Origin of the sequence: Pseudomonas sp. RSB 5.4, assembly GCF_037126175.1 — a bacterium.
Classification (GTDB): Bacteria; Pseudomonadota; Gammaproteobacteria; order Pseudomonadales; family Pseudomonadaceae; genus Aquipseudomonas; species Aquipseudomonas fluorescens_H.
Genome location: NZ_CP146986.1, coordinates 1150653 through 1163228 on the forward strand (window position 1 = coordinate 1150653; position 12576 = coordinate 1163228).

Below are 12576 nucleotides of genomic sequence, written 5' to 3' on the forward strand. Positions count from 1 at the left end.
CAAGAAGCCCGGCGCTGGGCCGGGCTTTCAGGAAAAAATCAGGAGCTCAACTGCGGTTTATTTGTGTAAGCGGAAATCGCAAGTTAAGCGACGGACACGGGGAGCGCCTTTCTTACGGCTTGAGGAATATACAAGTACCCGCATTCCAATGTCTGCTTCTGGCCGATAGCGCTGACTCGGGCGCCATCAAAACGGCCAAGGTCATCTTGATGAACTCCTCGTTGTGGTCGATCGTCCAGAGTGCGCCGCGCACGTTCTCGGCGACATCTGCCGATCCGCGCTGCTCGACCCAGTTGGACAGCTCCATGATGGCGGCTTCGAAGGCGAGTTGGTTTTCGTTGATCTTGAAGAACAGGGAAGGGAGCAGGTCGGAGTTGGGCATTTTGGTTTCCTTGGCGGCCAAGGAATGAGCGCAGCACCGTGTTACATGAAGAGTGTTTTAACGATTGGCAGGGCGCCGGAGAGGGGAACAATCGCTCGAGTTATGGAACGCGTCCACAAAAGATATGGAACACATACCGAAAGGCAGAAGTTTTCATAAACACCAGAAACGACAAAGCCCTGAATAATCAGGGCTTTGTCGTACATAAGATGGCGGAGGCGATGGGATTCGAACTCATGGACCTGTTACAGTCGACGGTTTTCAAGACCGATATTCAAATCCTCTAAATACGCGGCTTGCAGAGGATTTTCGTTCCAATACTTTTATTTTTAGGCACCCCTGTAGACCGCATTCTACAAGGGGCACGTTTTGAGTTTTGTAACGAGTTTTTGAGCTATTTCGATGGTTTGGCAATAGCGCCGATGCGGCGGTAGACACGCTCTGTGATGTCACCTTTGGTGTGACCAAGCAGCAGGCTCGCATCAGCCACGTCGATGATTTCAGAGGCCGCTTTTGGCCGAATGTCGCGAAACTGGAAGCTCCCGATTTTCTCAGCCAGTAGCGTGTCACCCAATTCCTCAGCCTGCTTCTTGGCCTTTTCTCGGGCTTTGTCCCAGCGGTCGCGCAGCATCTTCGCGGTCATGCGCTTGCCGCGCTCACTCACGATCAAATAGCTGCAATTGTGCTGGGCATTGCGCTCAGCCATTGCTGTAATCAGCAGCCCCAAACTGTTCAACTCACCGCCGTCAGTCATCTGGATGCGCAGCTTCTTGTGCGTCTTGTTCTGCTGGACGGTGAGGTATCCGCCTTGGATATCATCGTCTCTCATGACCAGCACATCTGCCGGCCGCTGACCGGTCAGATAAGCCAAGTCCATCGCGTCTTTCAGCTCTTGAGCTGCCTTCCTGTAAACCGCCTCCCAAACCACGTCGTTCGCGTAGTAATCCCTCGGTGTCTCTTTGTTTTTGCGTACGCCCTGACAAGGATTTTCCTTTGTCGTCAGGCCCCACTCCCGAGCAATGTTGAAAATATGGGAGAGGGTGGCTATTTCCCGGTTCGCCCGTACCTTTGCTGATCGGGCGTCGCGGTAACCAGCGATCGTCGCCGGCGTGATCGAGTCAATCGGTGCGCTATCGAACATCGTCCGTAGCTGCTTGATTTCCGCCAAGTTGTCCTTTTGCGTGCGCGGGGCTTTCTTCGGCACGATGTCGCGGATGTACCTATCGAAAATCCCCTTCATCGTGCGCAGGTCGAGTGGTTTTTCCTTGGCTTCCAGCTCTGCCCATTTGATTCTGGCCTGGTCCAGGTCTTTGCCCAGCGGTATCGCTTTTCCGGTGAGGTCCAGATAAAAATAGGAGATCCAGACCTTTCCGCTTTTCCGTGTTCGCGTCCACTGGTACATCCGGGGTGGCAAGTTGCGTGTGTCGGCCTTGCGGGGGCGCATATCAGTTCACTCGCGAATAATCAGGTGTCCATACCGGTGAAGCCGGCGGCGGGTTCGGATCGGCAATCGTAGGGCTGATCATGCCCAGCTTCATGCGGGCATACATCCGACCCACCAGTGGGCGCTTGCCGCGGCTTTCGACGAACACCCACTGGCGATCTATCAGCCAGCGGCGCTGGTAGGCCCGGGCCTTGTAGCCGGTGAGCTCGGCCAGCTCCTCGTCGGAGAGAATTTCAGTTTCCATTGTGTTGCTCCATGCCGCGCGTGGCGGCAGAAGGTGGTGATCGGTTATGCGCCGGCCTTGGCCAGAACTGCGTCGGCGACCTTCATGGCAGCCTGGGCATCGTTCACATAGGCAGGGTCGAAGCCGCCGCACAGGTGGATGGTCGCTTGGCAGGCTCGCAGGTTTTCGCGGTTGAGTTTCAGCGCTGCGACCAGCTCTTCGTGCAGTCCTCGCTCCTCCCGGCCGATATCCCAGAAGCGCTGACCCCAGTGGCCGTCCGGTGGTGGATTGCTGTTCTGCGCGCCGAGCGCCAATGCACCGACTACAGAGTCCAGCAGGTCGCGCTTGTAGGCGTTGTCACCATCAATGCTCAGGCCTTGGCGGCGTAGCGCGTCGAGCGCGTTATTCAAATTCGCCTCGGGCGACGGCAGCACCAGGTCAAAGTCGGCCTTGCCTGGCCGGCAGGCGATGACGAACATCTGGCAGTCGAGCGGCAGGTGCTGGGCGATATCCATGATCGCTTCGATAATGGCTTCGCGCAGGTGATGTTTTTGATCGGACATACGAATTCCTCGCCCGCCGTACACCGGCAGGCTTTGTGGTTAAATGAGATGTTTTCTTAAGGAAAGGGATCTATGAAAAAGGCATTTCAAAACCCGTTGTTCTTAACCGGTCTGCCGCTGACCGTCTGTGGCGTTGCGATTACTGCCCCGGGTCTTTGGATTCCGGGACTGGTGCTGATGGTTGCTGGCTTGGCTACGAAAAAAAGAACCTGACTTCATCGCCACGGCCCCCTGTAGATCAGGTAGGCCATGTAGAGCGGGGCGAAGATCATAGTAGGTGCGCTCCTGCTTCGAGTAGACCGTCGCGGTCTTGGCGTAGCGCCTCATTCTCAGCGATCAGGGCCAGCACCGCCTCGGGCGAACACTCCTTGAGGAATTGTTCGTCACGGTGCAACAACCCGGCGTCCTCGATCATGCCTGCCCAGCCGTGTGAACGAATGACCTCGTCGCGGCAGCGCTCGGCGAGTTGTTTAAGTTTTGAATGGTCTGTCATGGCGCCACCTCGCGGCGAGCCCACCAGCAGACCGGACCATTGTCAGTGTCGTGAATTGAAAGGCAGAACCAGCCTTCGCCGTCAGGTTTATCCGGATCCCAGTAGCTGCAATCCGAATCGCCCGCGTCGAAGTAACGGTCCGAGACTGTTTGGTCGCTGTGGTATTCGAGCTCGACCATTTTCACCTGCAGGCCCTGCTCGACGATCCAGGCCTTGCACTTGTCTCCGTCGCCTTCATCGAAGTCGGGCAGGTCGGGATGCTGGAACATGCCGTCCTCATCGCGAACGACCGGAGCTGGCTGGATCAATTTGATTTCTTCAGGCATGACTTCGTCCTTGCCGCTATAGCGGCTGACTTTGAAGGGGGAGGGAGTAGAGGTTTTTGAAGCTACGGCTACTATCGATGAGAGTCAGTTATTGCGGTGGCCCAGATGCTCAACGAGACAGATAAGGTTGGAGAGACGTTCAAGCGTGCGTTCTTCCGCGTCGATGGCGTGGCGATGTACTTCTTTTGGGCCGTCTGGATGGGGTTAGCAGTCTGGCAGCTATTTGATCCAAGCAAGCCAAAAGGCGTGTCTCTCATTTTTGTTGTGGGTGGCATGATGAACCCTTTTATTTTTCTCCTGTTCGGCGTGATGCGCACACCCGCTCCCTGGACTGCGTTACTTATCGTCGGGCTAAATGTTCGCTTCCTGATATTTGGCTGACTTTGAAGAGGGTAGGGAGTAATTTTGCGCGAGGAGTACAGATGTACTCCTGTCAGGCGGTGGCGGACTTTTGCGCCTTCTTCTGCTGACGAGCCCGGTGCCGCTCATATGGCCCATCCGGCAGATCGGCGATTGCGTTGGCCGCTTTGATGAGCAGGTTGCCCAACTTCTCTTGCGCTTTCGGCACGAAGTGTTTGAAGCGTGAGCCGGCCGGGTAATAGGTCTCGTACGCCATGCGGCTGCACAGGGTCGAGGCCTCATCGAGGCCATTGCTGCGACCGTATGCGATCAGGCTTTCGCGCTCATTGGTCAGTTCATCAATCCGCTGATCCGCTGCGTTCAGGCGCTGCTGCAGTGCGGCATTCTCGGCGGTGACCCGGTCGAAGTCGCGCAACAGGTCTTGCGCCACGGCATGGAACTGGCTTCGAGACATCGCACTCGCCATGGCGACCGCGATCGGTGCCTGAATCGCTGTCCTTGTTATTTCGCTCATCATGCACGATCCATCAGTTGTCTGAATTGGTGTAGGTGCGCCAAGGCACCTTCACGCCGTTTACGAGGAATCCCCAGTCACCGCGCCACTTGCTGGTGATGAAGAGGGTGATGACGCCGCCGGGTGATACCTGGTCGATGCGGTGGTATTCGCCGTGGTTGAGGCGGGCGGTGTCGCCTTCGGAGCGCTTAAGCCATTCGCAAGCATCTTTCATGACCCATTCAACGATCTTCGGGTCTGGGTTTGGAACCATCGACGACCTGACCGCTTTCTTCCACCAATCGCTCGCCGGTCGCTGCTCGCTGTACCAACCGCGCAAGATGATCGTCCGTGCGTTCCACGGATGATCGTGCAGGTCCCGGTCTTCGTCCGGACGCATGATGTGGTGAATGCGGAACGACCACGGGCACCACCACAGCGCAGGCATGTGCGTCTCCCGGCTGTACGGGTTGAACAGCCACCAGCGGCCCATGTACATCTCGGTGCCGTCGGCGGACATGATGTGCTGGTACGGGGTGAGCTTGGCGCGGGCGATGAGCCAGTCGGCGATAGCCGGGCGGGCCAGCAGCTTGGCGACGATCCGCCAGAAGAGATTGATCATGCTGCCTCCTGCTGCGGCTGTTCTTGGCGTAACGCCTGCTGCACCGCGAAGATGATTCGCTCGAGGTAGGCGTAATCGGGATTGGGCTCAGTGGCATCGCTCGTCATGTGCCACCATTCGTCGCCGAACAACTTGGTCATCAATTCGCTGTGGGCGCCGTGGAGATGATCAATCGATGGCGAGTCGCGCAGATCCTCTGCCGCGTCGAACATTTCGCGGGCTTCGTCCGATGTGTAGTCGAATCGACGGCGCTCTTTCAGCACCAGGCGCTGCGCTTCGTTCGCCAGAGCATCACCGCTGAATTGCCGTGATCTCAGGGCTTGGTCGAAGTAGCCGATGATGTAGCTGGTGTTCAACTCGCAGAAGAACTGCGCAATGGTGTGGCCGTCCCACATGCCGCCCCAGTAAGCCGTCCAGCTCTTCCCCCAGCAGCTGACAGTGATCTTGCCGCGCTTGGGTGCTATGTCTTCGAGGAACACGGTGATCGGGTCAAGGTTCGGCGCGCCGGTGATCACCAGCTTCGTGACAGTCGAGCGCTCAACCTTCAGCAGCTCGGCCGGTTTGTTTTCTGTGGGCATGGGGCGTCCTATGCCGGGGCATGCCCGGGCGGTGGATAAGTTGGAATTCAAGCGTTTTATTGCCGGTGGAGGAGTCGTGACGGAATGATCTGGCTATCAACAACGCCTGAGCGCTTCCGCATGAAAAAACTGACTGACCTGATAAACCTGATCGCTGCGGTGGTGAGACTGATCGACGCGATCATCCGTACGGGCTGGGTGTAATCTGCTTGAGGATGCGCCGGCCGATCCAGCGTACGCACGGCACGGCCTTGCTGTTGCCGATCGCTTTGTAGCGCGGCCCGTCCGGGCATTCGCTGGCGGGCTTCCCGCGCCACGGGATCAGCGTGTAGTCGTCGGTCATTCCCTGGAGGCGCTCGCACTCTCGCGGGATCAGGCGCCGAACCTTCGAGCCACCGACGAGCATTTCAGCCTCAGTCATGGGGTTGCTGTTGTTACGCATGTTCCCGGATCGGAGCGTTGGCGACAGTTCAGCAACCATGACGGCGTGCTGGCTGGCTTGATCAAGCGTGTACATCGGGTCGGCTGTCTCGCCGATTCCGAGGCCGTTCTGTGCCTTGCCACGAGTGGCGTTCTGGATCGGATAGGCGATTGTTGGCGCCACAAAAAAGGTCTCGCTTTCCATGTCGAGCCGTGTGTCCTTCGCGGTCAGCGTTGCCGACCGCGCAACAGATCCGCCAAGAGCATGGCCGCCGAACGCCGGTACGCCGCAGAACACGCCAACCGCCGGCCCTTCGCCACCCTCGCAGTTTGGGCAGCCGTACTGCCCTAATGACTCGTCGAAGGTGTATCCGCATCCGCACTGGAGCGCAGGGCCGAAAGGAGCTGATCCGGTAACGTCTTGCCCCTCGCCTCGGCGCGGCGCAGTATCCCGGCGCACGCCTTCTCGCTCAAAAAGTACCTCGGTGGGATCGAATCCGTCTCGAGCACTTGCGACAACGAACACACGGCGGCGTCGTTGGGCCAGGCCGAAATATTGGGCGTCCAGGATCCGCCACGCGATTGTTCTTTTGGGTCCATACACACAACCAGCGTCCGGCCACTTCTTCCCTGAAGGCTGCAGTTCGCAGTCTTCCCCAGCAAGCGCGCCAAGAAAGCATCCGAAGGCGTTGCCTTTGTCGCTGAGGACGCCGGGGACGTTTTCCCAGACGATGACGCAGGGCGGCTTTCGCTGGCCTGCTCGAACATAGTCAACTGCATCTGCGAGCTCCACGTATTTGATGGTGAGGGCGCCGCGCGGATCGGTGAGGCCTTCGCGCATCCCGGCGACCGAGAAGGCCTGGCACGGGGTGCCGCCGACCAGCACCTCTGGTGCCGGGATCTTGCCGGCCAGCACCAGGGCGGCCAGCTTGGTCATGTCGCCGTGGTTCGGCACGTTGGGGTAGTGGTGGGCCAGGACCGCCGAGGGGAACGGTTCAATTTCGGCGAACCAGGCGGCGCGCATGCCCAGCGGGTGCCAGGCCTGTGTCGCGGCTTCGATGCCGCTGCAAACGCTTCCGTAGGTGATGGGCATGATGGCTCCTAGCCGGTATAGTCCTGCAATTTCGGAAGGGGTGGACAGGTATGTCTCTTTGCTTCGCAATCACTGACGCTGACTGGGCCCTGACAAAGGATGTATTGGGGGTCATAACACCTATAGCCGGAGCACTAATTAGTGCCGGCACTCTTTGGGTGGCGTACATATTTGGGCGAGAAGGCTTGAATACATGGAAAAGGCAGCTAAAGGGAACTTCTGATCACGCACTTGCCAGATCTGCAGCAGTTGCAATCTATAAGTATCGCGACCTTCTGATCATTCTCTGGGAGGTTGGCGGGCATGCTATAGATGAAATTGAAAGTAATCGCTGGATCAGCCCAGACGATGACAGTAATTTTTCGAGCACCTTCTTCCAATCATGGCTGGATAAGATGAGGGCTGCGCGTTCGGAGTTGGAGGCGATAGGGGTAGAGTGTGCTGCGATTTGGGGCGGAGTATTCGAAAATGGCTTTTCTGAAATTTATCGCCGCGAAGGTGAATGCTCAGAAGCCATCGAGAACTGTCTATATCTTTATTCTAGGGGTGGATTCGATCCGAGCATGGAGTATACGTCAGATTACTCACAGCTCAGGTGGTTGAAGTTTAAAAAGGAAGTGGGCAAGGATAGGGTTAGCGTCAAGAAATACATTGATGGCCTGTTCGCGCCTCTAGTGGCCGAGATTAATTCAAAACAGCTTAAAGACATTTAATATCGCCTTGCACGAATGGCGTTATCGTTGATTAGGGGAAGGCGCTGGCGGGCAGAGCCGGAGAGTCATGCCCGTTCTTCGAGTGGCAGCGGCACTTGGATTTGATCGGCAATACCGGCAGGACGGATGGTGTTGAACCCTGCGTCTACCGCCGATAGCGCCTCGATCCAGTGGCTCTCGCGCTGGGTGATGTAGACAGCCCGGCTGGTGCAGTCCTCGGGATAGGTGATCACTTCGAGGACCGAGAAGTCCCAATCAGTGATGTCGCTGCTGGTCAGCGCCGAGTGGAACTTGCAGCCCGTGGGATTGGTGAGATGCTGCCACCAGCGCAACGTGAACGGCTGGGTGGTCTGGCCGACGTATGCCTTCCCGGTGGACTTCTGCCGCACCTGGTAGATCACCGCGGGCAGCTTGCCCTCGTTCGCCAGACGGAATTCCTGCACGTCGCGGAAGCGAGCAGCCTTCAGGCAGGCATCGGTGCAGTAGTCGTGGCTGGTCGTTTCGGTATTCGGGTCGTTGTACTTGTCGATCAGCTTGAACACTGTGCCGCATTCCTTGCAGGCCGTGTCTTTGAAGCGGCGCAGAAGGTAGCTATCGTGCTCGCGCAGCTCTTGGATGTGTAGGAGATAGGCGTGCTCGGTCGTGTCAGAGCGCAGCACCCGCATTGGGAACTGGCGGTCGTACAGCTCTTCGACCTGGGCCTTCGCTTCCTTGCGGGTTTCAGCCTCGACCATACCGCTGAACACCGGCGGCCAAGCCCATTCGGCTACGCGACTAGGGCCGGCAGGCTGGCGGCCTTTGATCTGGTAGTAAAACTTGGTCATGGCTTTCTCCATGCATGCGCCGCCCTCCGTGAACGGTGGTGGCAATTTGGTTTTGGTTGGGGTATTACAGGTGACCGGCATGGAGCCGGATAAGGGAGAGACAGATGGCAAACCAAAATCAGCTCGACGCGGTAGAACAGCTACTGATGGCTTTGTTGAACACACCAGAAATGAATCTGGTATCGAGCAAGGTTTTTGAAAAAGCCCAGGCCGCGTTGATGGGTAGTGATGGCCCGCCAGGCACAAAGCAAAAAACCGATGCAGCTAACTATTTGGCTCACCTGAAGCTGCAGTTGAAGTAGTAGATCTACCTAGGCTTGACGATTTCGTCGTCAGGCTCTGGCGGATCATCAACGAGCGACTTCAAGCCGGCAGCCTGAATAATTCGCGACACCTTTTCAGATACAACAAAAGGTGTCGTGACACACTTAAGCATCTTGGCCTGGGTTTCGAAGTCGGCCGCGATCAGGTTCCGCAGCAGGTTCTGATACACCTCCTGCTGGTTGTTGAAGCCGTGGGCGGCCATGACTCGCTTGAGGTCAGGCTTGAACACGCCGGCGACTTCAACCGTAAACTTCTCGACGCCCAATGCAGCGTCCTTCGCTGCTGCCTTCTCGCGCTTCTTGCGCTGCTTGATGGCTTCCGCCGTCGGCTGCGGTTCTTCCGGCGCAAGTTCCTGTTCTTCGGCCATGGCCTACCTCTTCAATTCCGCTGGCCGGCAAGTCCAGCCAGGTCTGTCGGCGGCGCGTGGCCGCCCGGTTGATGGTTCGTCTCACGCTGCGACCTTCACCTGATGCCAGGCGCCGGCGGCGTAGAACAGCTTCCCGGCTTGGGCTTCATCCATCGAAACCTCGTCGGGGATGGCGATCCAGCCCGAGGCCACCAGATGGTTAGGGTTCGCGCTGTTGCGCAGCTCCAGGTAGTAATGCTCGATGGCATCGGTCAGGCGCTCGACCTTGTAGATGCCCTCGGGCGAGATCTCCACCGACTTGATGTACTCGGCGCCACGCTCGTCGCGACACATGGCGCCGATGTAGATCGTCCAGCGGTAGGAGAAGTCGAAGATCGCATTGGCGATCGCCAGACTGCGGATCTGCCGGCAACTCTTCCAGTTCGCCATGATCTGGCTGCCGCTGGGATCAATGTTCACCACCGCGACGTGGTTGGTGCGCAGCAGCGCCCGGCAACTGCGTTCGGCCCGGGCGAAACCGTTGTTGGGTTTGCGTTTCGATTTCATAGTGCGTCCGCCATCTTGCGCAGCGCCTTGCGATCAGCGGCCGATATCGGCTTCGGCCGGCGCTTGAGGACCGTTTCAGGGTCTATTTTGTTCGAGCGGGGCGGTGGCAGCGGATTGCGCGGCGGGCTCTTCAGCTTGTCGATCTGACCCCCAGCTGCCAGGTACTGGGCGACCTGCGCCGATATCGCCTCGGCGCTTTGTCGCTGCTGCTCGACCAAGTTGAGGTGGTTGCTGATCATGCTGCGATCCCCAGCACTTGGTTCATACGGTCCTCAAGGATCTCGTAGAAGGTTTTCACCCGCTCCGAGAGCTTGCGGATCATCGCTTCGTCGCGGTAGGCGCGCTTGATGAAAAGCGGCATTCCCGGCCAGTAGCAAACAAAGTCGATCCACTCGCGTTCTGAGACCCACAATCCTCCCTGGCATTGGGCGATGTGCTCTTTTGGGATCTCATCGGCGAGGATTACCTCGACCTGCAGCTTCGGCAGCTTGGTCTTGATCTCAGTGAGGCCCTTGTCGCCGATGAGCGAGTCGGGCGAGTAGCCGATGCCGTGGTTCAGGATGATACCCACCTGGTGGGCTTTCACATCCTCGCGGCTTTCGTACAGGCCACGGGCGATACCCTCGTACTCATGGCCGCGCTCGGTGTGACGGTTGCCCTGGAAAGGATCAGCCGCTTCGCCGGTGATGCGCTCACCGATGAGGGTATTCATGTAGGTGAAGGCGCCAGCGCCGAATCCCGCTTCCCCCTTGCCGTTCACCAGCAGGCTGTCCAGTTCGCTGCAGGTGATGATGCCCAGGCGCAGGTCCAGCCACGCCTGGGTACCTTGCTCAACGTCACTGATGATCTTCATTGCCTTCCCCTTCAGGTTTCTTCGCGTTCTGGTTTGCCGACTTGGTGAGCATGGCCAGCACCTGATCGAACATGCATTTCTCGACTGCCGACGGCGTGCCGTGGATGCCCGCGAACGCCTTCTTGGCTTTCTCGCTGCACTTGTCCAGCAGCATGGCCAGTTGGGCAGCCTGGGCGGACGTGATGCGCGAGGTAACCGCTGCACCGCCGCCATTGCCGTCGTCGTCCTCGCCGGTGGTGGTGAAGTTGAGCAGGGCGCCGGCGGTGTAACGCTTGCCGTAGCTCACGCTGGAAGCCACCGCCTGGACACCGTTCTTGCTGCCGCTGGTGTCGGCGGGCAGCAGCAAGGAAGTGGTTTCCCGGTGGCCACCGCGATGGCTCAACACACCTTCCACTTCGATCCCGCGCTCATTGCGCGGCGTGCGGAAGGTGATCGCGAAGCCGTGTCGGGCCAGCACCGGCTTGATCACCTCGTTGATGTCTTCCCAGAGCGCGTAGGTGCTCTGGATACGGCCGTTTTTGTCCTTGATACCGCCGCGCTCGCCGATCACCGGCAGTTCTTCCTGCATGCGGGCCAGCGCTTCGTCGTAATGCTGCTTGGCCTGCTGCGCCTGGAAGCGTTCGTGCATCGCCATCAGCCGCTCCATCTTGTCGATGTCAGCATCCGGAGACATCGCCACCTGCTGGATTATCGACATTATTGTTGCCGACTCGTTTTGGACGGTCGGGACACGCTCGACCTTTTCTGTCACTGCAAGATTGCTCATGGCGACCTCAGTAGCTGATTGAAATGGCGGGGATCTTGCGCTGGGCGATCAGGGTGATTGCCTGCTTTGCGCACTCCTCAGGCATGCCGCCGGCGATGAAGGCTTCCAAGGCAGCACGATTGATTGCTCGGCGGTGCGATTCGTCGCGCTCCCTGGCTTCTTGCTGGCGGACGATTTCAGCTGCGGCAGCATCAGCGCGGCGGCGCTCTTCGATCCGGGTTTGCTCTGCAGCTTGCTCGGCACGCTTCACTGCGGCTTGGCGCTCCTGCTCAGCGCGTTGCTCGGCGGCGATGCGATTCGATTCCGCCTGCTCTGCAGCCAGTCGAGCCTGCTCGGCCTGCCGCTCAAGCTGGAGGCGCTGACGCTCGGCCTGTGCCTCTGCATCGCGGGCAGCCTGTTCGGCAGCGCGTTGCACGGCGGCGGCCTGATCAATCAGCTCCTGCTCGCGGCGAGCTGCAGCGTCTCGTTCGGCCTGGGCGCGCTGCTCAGCTTCACGGCGGGCACGCTCCTCAGCTTCCCGGGCGATCTGTGCATCCCGATCGCGCTGAGCCTGTGCTTCGGCTTCGGCGCGCAATCGGATCAGTTCGGCCTGCTCGGCTTCGTACCGCGCTCGCTCGGCGTGCAGTCCGCGCAGTTTGATCAGCGTCTGATCTTTCACCTGGGCAGCTTCTGCCAAGAACTCTTCCCAGCTGTCTCCGATTTCAAGCAGTTCGAGATCGGCAATGACACTGGCGAGGTGACCGGATGCTGGAGCCTCGTCGAAGATGGCCAGGTCCTTGATGCGCTGGATGGCGTCGACGTGCGCATCCGTCCGGGCCTGCTGTTTCTGTTCCCAGTCTGTCAGCGGCTGGCGAGTGGCATCGCGCAGCGCGTCCATCTTGTTGACGAAGTCGCGCAGCTCGGCCTCCACCACCTTCGGCATTTCCTTCAGGCGCTTCAGGTAGTCTCGACCGGGCTTTTCGACGGCGGTCTTCGACTTGCTGACCTTGGCGGCCAAGGAGGCGATGCGCTCGCGACCCTTGCGAGTCGTCAGATCTGGCACTTCGGCGGTGACTTCCGCCTGCACAGCCTCGAAGAACTGGCCAAGGCCACCGGCAACGTAAATGGCTGGCGCGTTCTCGGCGCTGATGTCGTCGATCTTGATCATTTGCTGTTGTGCGGACATGGGGAATCCTTGCCGCGCCCA

General features: G+C 58.9%; 20 protein-coding genes and 1 pseudogene. 4 read left to right on the plus strand and 17 right to left on the minus strand.

Annotated elements, in window-relative coordinates:
• Nucleotides 1-175: 175 nt before the first annotated feature.
• From V9L13_RS04940 to V9L13_RS04955, 4 genes and pseudogenes are all read right to left on the minus strand, one after another.
• Nucleotides 176-382 (minus strand): annotated as a pseudogene (locus V9L13_RS04940) (hypothetical protein); the annotation flags it as partial.
• A 394-nt stretch (nt 383-776) separates the two neighbouring features.
• Nucleotides 777-1826, minus strand: a complete 1050-nt coding sequence (locus tag V9L13_RS04945; RefSeq protein WP_338801690.1) for a tyrosine-type recombinase/integrase — start codon at nt 1824-1826, stop codon at nt 777-779.
• A 1-nt stretch (nt 1827) separates the two neighbouring features.
• Nucleotides 1828-2070 (minus strand): DUF4224 domain-containing protein, encoded by a 243-nt coding sequence (locus tag V9L13_RS04950; RefSeq protein ID WP_097090000.1) that lies wholly within the window; start codon nt 2068-2070, stop codon nt 1828-1830.
• A 44-nt stretch (nt 2071-2114) separates the two neighbouring features.
• On the minus strand, nt 2115-2612 hold the full coding sequence (locus tag V9L13_RS04955; RefSeq protein ID WP_338801692.1) for a hypothetical protein: 498 nt from the start codon (nt 2610-2612) through the stop codon (nt 2115-2117).
• A gap of 72 nt (nt 2613-2684) precedes the next feature.
• Between V9L13_RS04955 and V9L13_RS04960 the strand changes: the two genes are divergently transcribed.
• On the plus strand, nt 2685-2825 hold the full coding sequence (locus tag V9L13_RS04960) for a hypothetical protein (RefSeq protein ID WP_338801693.1): 141 nt from the start codon (nt 2685-2687) through the stop codon (nt 2823-2825).
• A gap of 55 nt (nt 2826-2880) precedes the next feature.
• Here the strand turns inward: V9L13_RS04960 and V9L13_RS04965 are convergent, their stop codons facing one another.
• Together V9L13_RS04965 and V9L13_RS04970 are read right to left on the minus strand one after the other, a co-directional pair.
• Entirely contained in the window at nt 2881-3105 is a 225-nt protein-coding gene (locus tag V9L13_RS04965) for a hypothetical protein (protein ID WP_338801694.1), read from the minus strand.
• Nucleotides 3102-3431 (minus strand): hypothetical protein, encoded by a 330-nt coding sequence (locus V9L13_RS04970; protein WP_338801695.1) that lies wholly within the window; start codon nt 3429-3431, stop codon nt 3102-3104. The genes V9L13_RS04965 and V9L13_RS04970 overlap by 4 nt, the downstream gene beginning before the upstream one ends.
• 105 nt (nt 3432-3536) lie before the next feature.
• Here V9L13_RS04970 and V9L13_RS04975 point away from each other — a divergent pair, with 105 nt between their 5' ends.
• Nucleotides 3537-3812: a hypothetical protein gene (locus V9L13_RS04975; RefSeq protein ID WP_226501447.1), complete on the plus strand. Its 276-nt coding sequence runs from the start codon at nt 3537-3539 to the stop codon at nt 3810-3812.
• A gap of 52 nt (nt 3813-3864) precedes the next feature.
• On the opposite strand, the gene V9L13_RS04980 is transcribed toward V9L13_RS04975, so the two are convergent.
• The 4 genes from V9L13_RS04980 to V9L13_RS04995 all read right to left on the minus strand — a co-directional run bounded on the left by V9L13_RS04980 (nt 3865) and on the right by V9L13_RS04995 (nt 6997).
• On the minus strand, nt 3865-4305 hold the full coding sequence (locus tag V9L13_RS04980) for a hypothetical protein (protein WP_338801696.1): 441 nt from the start codon (nt 4303-4305) through the stop codon (nt 3865-3867).
• A gap of 13 nt (nt 4306-4318) precedes the next feature.
• Nucleotides 4319-4906, minus strand: coding sequence for a hypothetical protein (locus tag V9L13_RS04985; RefSeq protein WP_338801698.1), 588 nt, complete (start codon nt 4904-4906; stop codon nt 4319-4321).
• On the minus strand, nt 4903-5484 hold the full coding sequence (locus V9L13_RS04990; RefSeq protein ID WP_338801700.1) for a hypothetical protein: 582 nt from the start codon (nt 5482-5484) through the stop codon (nt 4903-4905). The genes V9L13_RS04985 and V9L13_RS04990 overlap by 4 nt, the downstream gene beginning before the upstream one ends.
• Nucleotides 5485-5665: 181 nt before the next feature.
• Nucleotides 5666-6997, minus strand: a complete 1332-nt coding sequence (locus V9L13_RS04995) for a DNA cytosine methyltransferase (protein WP_338801701.1) — start codon at nt 6995-6997, stop codon at nt 5666-5668.
• 185 nt (nt 6998-7182) lie between these two features.
• On the opposite strand from V9L13_RS04995, the gene V9L13_RS05000 reads away from it, so the two are divergent.
• Nucleotides 7183-7710, plus strand: coding sequence for a hypothetical protein (locus V9L13_RS05000; protein WP_338801702.1), 528 nt, complete (start codon nt 7183-7185; stop codon nt 7708-7710).
• Between the two features lie 65 nt (nt 7711-7775).
• On the opposite strand, the gene V9L13_RS05005 is transcribed toward V9L13_RS05000, so the two are convergent.
• Nucleotides 7776-8534 carry a GIY-YIG nuclease family protein gene (locus tag V9L13_RS05005; protein ID WP_338801704.1) on the minus strand — a complete coding sequence of 253 codons (759 nt, stop codon included), beginning with the start codon at nt 8532-8534 and terminating at the stop codon, nt 7776-7778.
• A 104-nt stretch (nt 8535-8638) separates the two neighbouring features.
• Here V9L13_RS05005 and V9L13_RS05010 point away from each other — a divergent pair, with 104 nt between their 5' ends.
• On the plus strand, nt 8639-8836 hold the full coding sequence (locus V9L13_RS05010) for a hypothetical protein (RefSeq protein ID WP_247842234.1): 198 nt from the start codon (nt 8639-8641) through the stop codon (nt 8834-8836).
• A 5-nt stretch (nt 8837-8841) separates the two neighbouring features.
• Here the strand turns inward: V9L13_RS05010 and V9L13_RS05015 are convergent, their stop codons facing one another.
• The 6 genes from V9L13_RS05015 to V9L13_RS05040 all read right to left on the minus strand — a co-directional run bounded on the left by V9L13_RS05015 (nt 8842) and on the right by V9L13_RS05040 (nt 12555).
• Nucleotides 8842-9225, minus strand: coding sequence for a hypothetical protein (locus tag V9L13_RS05015; RefSeq protein ID WP_338801706.1), 384 nt, complete (start codon nt 9223-9225; stop codon nt 8842-8844).
• An 81-nt stretch (nt 9226-9306) separates the two neighbouring features.
• Complete coding sequence (locus V9L13_RS05020; protein WP_338801707.1) at nt 9307-9771, minus strand: hypothetical protein; 465 nt, start codon at nt 9769-9771, stop codon at nt 9307-9309.
• Nucleotides 9768-10010, minus strand: coding sequence for a hypothetical protein (locus V9L13_RS05025; protein WP_338801709.1), 243 nt, complete (start codon nt 10008-10010; stop codon nt 9768-9770). Before V9L13_RS05025 ends, V9L13_RS05020 begins: the two co-directional genes overlap by 4 nt.
• A complete protein-coding gene (locus tag V9L13_RS05030) occupies nt 10007-10624 on the minus strand; it encodes a lambda exonuclease family protein (protein WP_338801710.1) in 618 nt (205 codons plus the stop codon). Before V9L13_RS05030 ends, V9L13_RS05025 begins: the two co-directional genes overlap by 4 nt.
• Nucleotides 10608-11390 carry an ERF family protein gene (locus V9L13_RS05035; protein ID WP_338801711.1) on the minus strand — a complete coding sequence of 261 codons (783 nt, stop codon included), beginning with the start codon at nt 11388-11390 and terminating at the stop codon, nt 10608-10610. The genes V9L13_RS05030 and V9L13_RS05035 overlap by 17 nt, the downstream gene beginning before the upstream one ends.
• A 7-nt stretch (nt 11391-11397) precedes the next feature.
• Entirely contained in the window at nt 11398-12555 is a 1158-nt protein-coding gene (locus V9L13_RS05040; RefSeq protein ID WP_338801712.1) for a hypothetical protein, read from the minus strand.
• Between the last annotated feature and the right edge of the window lie 21 nt (nt 12556-12576).

Coding starts and splice junctions, on each gene's coding strand:
- V9L13_RS04945 (WP_338801690.1), bottom strand. CDS start 1,826: ATGCGCCCCCGCAAGGCCGACACACGCAACTTGCCACCCCGGATGTAC.
- V9L13_RS04950 (WP_097090000.1), bottom strand. CDS start 2,070: ATGGAAACTGAAATTCTCTCCGACGAGGAGCTGGCCGAGCTCACCGGC.
- V9L13_RS04955 (WP_338801692.1), bottom strand. CDS start 2,612: ATGTCCGATCAAAAACATCACCTGCGCGAAGCCATTATCGAAGCGATC.
- V9L13_RS04960 (WP_338801693.1), top strand. CDS start 2,685: ATGAAAAAGGCATTTCAAAACCCGTTGTTCTTAACCGGTCTGCCGCTG.
- V9L13_RS04965 (WP_338801694.1), bottom strand. CDS start 3,105: ATGACAGACCATTCAAAACTTAAACAACTCGCCGAGCGCTGCCGCGAC.
- V9L13_RS04970 (WP_338801695.1), bottom strand. CDS start 3,431: ATGCCTGAAGAAATCAAATTGATCCAGCCAGCTCCGGTCGTTCGCGAT.
- V9L13_RS04975 (WP_226501447.1), top strand. CDS start 3,537: ATGCTCAACGAGACAGATAAGGTTGGAGAGACGTTCAAGCGTGCGTTC.
- V9L13_RS04980 (WP_338801696.1), bottom strand. CDS start 4,305: ATGAGCGAAATAACAAGGACAGCGATTCAGGCACCGATCGCGGTCGCC.
- V9L13_RS04985 (WP_338801698.1), bottom strand. CDS start 4,906: ATGATCAATCTCTTCTGGCGGATCGTCGCCAAGCTGCTGGCCCGCCCG.
- V9L13_RS04990 (WP_338801700.1), bottom strand. CDS start 5,484: ATGCCCACAGAAAACAAACCGGCCGAGCTGCTGAAGGTTGAGCGCTCG.
- V9L13_RS04995 (WP_338801701.1), bottom strand. CDS start 6,997: ATGCCCATCACCTACGGAAGCGTTTGCAGCGGCATCGAAGCCGCGACA.
- V9L13_RS05005 (WP_338801704.1), bottom strand. CDS start 8,534: ATGACCAAGTTTTACTACCAGATCAAAGGCCGCCAGCCTGCCGGCCCT.
- V9L13_RS05010 (WP_247842234.1), top strand. CDS start 8,639: ATGGCAAACCAAAATCAGCTCGACGCGGTAGAACAGCTACTGATGGCT.
- V9L13_RS05015 (WP_338801706.1), bottom strand. CDS start 9,225: ATGGCCGAAGAACAGGAACTTGCGCCGGAAGAACCGCAGCCGACGGCG.
- V9L13_RS05020 (WP_338801707.1), bottom strand. CDS start 9,771: ATGAAATCGAAACGCAAACCCAACAACGGTTTCGCCCGGGCCGAACGC.
- V9L13_RS05025 (WP_338801709.1), bottom strand. CDS start 10,010: ATGATCAGCAACCACCTCAACTTGGTCGAGCAGCAGCGACAAAGCGCC.
- V9L13_RS05030 (WP_338801710.1), bottom strand. CDS start 10,624: ATGAAGATCATCAGTGACGTTGAGCAAGGTACCCAGGCGTGGCTGGAC.
- V9L13_RS05035 (WP_338801711.1), bottom strand. CDS start 11,390: ATGAGCAATCTTGCAGTGACAGAAAAGGTCGAGCGTGTCCCGACCGTC.
- V9L13_RS05040 (WP_338801712.1), bottom strand. CDS start 12,555: ATGTCCGCACAACAGCAAATGATCAAGATCGACGACATCAGCGCCGAG.